We start from the raw sequence: 2,691 nt of genomic DNA on the forward strand, positions 1-2,691 counted from the left end.
TAGATATTCCGACGAAAGTACACCACCCATTCCGGAGCAAAGTACACCACGATTCCGCAACAAAGTGCGCCATTTATTCCAGAGCAAAGTACACCAGTCAAATCGTCCTTTATCATCACTAAGTAAAGATGATATTTTTCAAAGTTAATAATTTTTTTTAGATCTCAAAGATTTACCTGTTAGTGTAATTCTGTGGGCAGAAGCTGACAATCTGTCCATAATAGCATCCGATAATGTTGGCTCGTTTAAGAAGGAATGCCAAGTGTCTACTGGGAGCTGGGAAGTGATCATAGTTGATCCTATACCATACCTGTCTTCGAGGATATCTAGTAACGCAATCCTGGCATCATTATTCGACGGTTTTAGCCCAAAATCATCCAGTATTAGAAGTTTGTTTGTGGAGATACTTTTAATCCACTTCAGGTATGTCCCATCAAGTCTGACTTGAGTCAAGGCATCCATAAACTTGTTCATACTAAAATATAGGGTTCGGTAACCAAGTAAACAGGCACTACGCCCTAAGGCGCAGGCCATAAAAGATTTACCACAACCAGTGGCACCAGTTATCAGGACATTTTCTCCCCTTTCTATAAACATGCCATCAGAGAGCCTAAGTAGCTGTTCTCTGGTAATACCTCTTTCTGTATTGCAAATGATATCTTCTGGTAAGGCATGATAACGGAGCTTACTTGCTTTTAGGTACTTCTGTGTTCTGGAGTAATCCCTGTATTCTACTTCTGCCTGAGTAAGCATAGCTATGAGAGAATGGACATCTTCTTGTTGATGTACTGGAAGTGACAATGCAGCTTCATACCTTTTAGCCATGCCTGTTAATTTAAGACCTTTGAGCTGTTCTAATGTGTTTTGTGTGTTCATTTATTAGGATTTTATAAGTTGATTAATTATAAGCTTCAGGACCTCTAATATTACTGTGCTCGGGGATACGGAATTCGATAGGAGCCTCTTCTTCGAGTAAATCCATATTATTCACTAGGATGTTTTTGATAACACCGTAGCTAAATTTGTGACCTCTTAAGCCCCGTTTACATGCAGCTTCCATCCGAATGTTACCATAGGAACTCATGAGTCTCAATAGTCCCAGACAAGCAGTATAAGACTGATCAATTATCAGCTTACTGTTCATCACCTTTTTGAAAAATTCAAAAGTATTGGGGCCGTTTTCTTCTGCTTTTTTGAGATAATATTCCGGACTCCATCCACGTTGATTTTTAATGATCTGATGTCTTTCGGGCATATGCTCCGTGATACTGGTATAACCATGGCTGGTGTAATTCCTAGTATGCACAGCAATCCTTTGTGCATCGCAATAGATCTCCACGACATCCTGATCATAAGCAATGCGTACCTCTTTTCCAATGTAACGATAGGGAACAGAATAAAAGTGCCAGTCTTCACCCACCAGTACATGGTAATGCTTTTGAACCTTTGCTTTGGTATAATGTCTGATACTGTATGGGGATTCTGGAAGGGGCTGTAGTAGTGTTTTTTCCTCGCTTTTAAACAACTCGAGTCTACTGTATACTTTCTTCTGAAAGTTCAGCTGATGATGATAATCAAGTTTTTCTCTAATGGCCTTGTTTAGTTCAGTAAGACTATGAAAAGTATCATTACGTAGGCTAGCATAAATACGTCTATAGGTAATCTTTACGTTATTCTCAACAGAGGGCTTGTCCTTGGGCTTATACGGGCGAGCCGCAAGCAGTGCGATATTATTGTGGTTGGCCCATTGCTCGAGCATATCAGTAAATACAGGTTCATATTTACAACTTTTGGATACCCATTGCCTCATGTTATCTGATTTAACAGTCAAGGGAACACCTCCAAAGTATTCAATGGTATGATTCAACGCTTTAACTACTTGAGGCAGTTTTGCATCCGGTAAGGCCTCTACATAGCCATAGCCACTAAAGGGAAGAATAGCAACATATACAGGGCATGCAATTAGTTCACCAGTTGAAGTATCCACATAGTGAAGCATATCCCCAGCAAAATCAACTTCAAGCAGCTTTGCAGGAGTGTGGACAAAATGCATTACAGCATTGTTTACCTTCTCCTGATCTTGTAAGAGTTCACAAAATCTAGAATATTGAAAACCTTCAGGATATTCTTTAATATATTCTTCCCAAAGTAATAGACGTGTTACACCAGTTCGATTAAGTTCCTTGCTGAAGTAACCGATCAGATTATTAAAATGAACTTTTCGGGGATCAGTATCTTCCGATACAACAGGCTTTAAAAGACCTAGTATTTGTTCAAGTTCCTGATCTGAACGCTTTAGTAATTCTTTGAAATCAACTCCTGTTTGCGTAAATTTCAGCAAATACCCTGCAATTGTCCTTCTAGAAATTCGAACTTCTTTTTCTATGGTACGCTGTGAAGCACCACGTTCTAAAAATAAAAGTACCTGTCTTATCTTAATCATACTAAGTGGTTTATTTGCCATATTGCAAGTGGTTTTTTGATTACAAACCAAACTTATGCTATATGACGGTTAAATCTCTACTTAGTGAGATAAAGGATCTGGAATAGGTGGTGCACTTTGTGTCGGAATGTCAGTCCTTTACAAGTATTAAATCAGGAGAAAAGTGGTGTACTTTGCTCCGGAATAAGTGGCGACCTTTGCAGCGGAATAATTGGTGTACTTTGAAGCGGAATGGGTGGTGTACTTTG

Annotated in this window: 2 protein-coding genes; both read right to left on the reverse strand. The window is 39.2% G+C overall.

The window, feature by feature from the left end:
- Positions 1–144: 144 nt before the first annotated feature.
- The gene (gene istB / locus EKM00_RS14610) at positions 145–876 is read right to left on the reverse strand and encodes an IS21-like element helper ATPase IstB (protein ID WP_126516681.1); all 732 of its coding nucleotides are present in this window, start codon (positions 874–876) and stop codon (positions 145–147) included.
- A gap of 22 nt (positions 877–898) precedes the next feature.
- Complete coding sequence (gene istA, locus EKM00_RS14615) at positions 899–2,464, reverse strand: IS21 family transposase (protein WP_233584116.1); 1,566 nt, start codon at positions 2,462–2,464, stop codon at positions 899–901.
- Between the last annotated feature and the right edge of the window lie 227 nt (positions 2,465–2,691).

The organism is Flavobacterium sp. RSP15, from assembly GCF_003968755.1.
In the GTDB taxonomy this organism is placed as follows: Bacteria; Bacteroidota; Bacteroidia; order Flavobacteriales; family Flavobacteriaceae; genus Flavobacterium.

What these genes read in the sequence shown, in the direction of transcription:
- istA (WP_233584116.1), bottom strand. Translation starts at nt 2,464, where the DNA reads ATGGCAAATAAACCACTTAGTATGATTAAGATAAGACAGGTACTTTTA.
- istB (WP_126516681.1), bottom strand. Translation starts at nt 876, where the DNA reads ATGAACACACAAAACACATTAGAACAGCTCAAAGGTCTTAAATTAACA.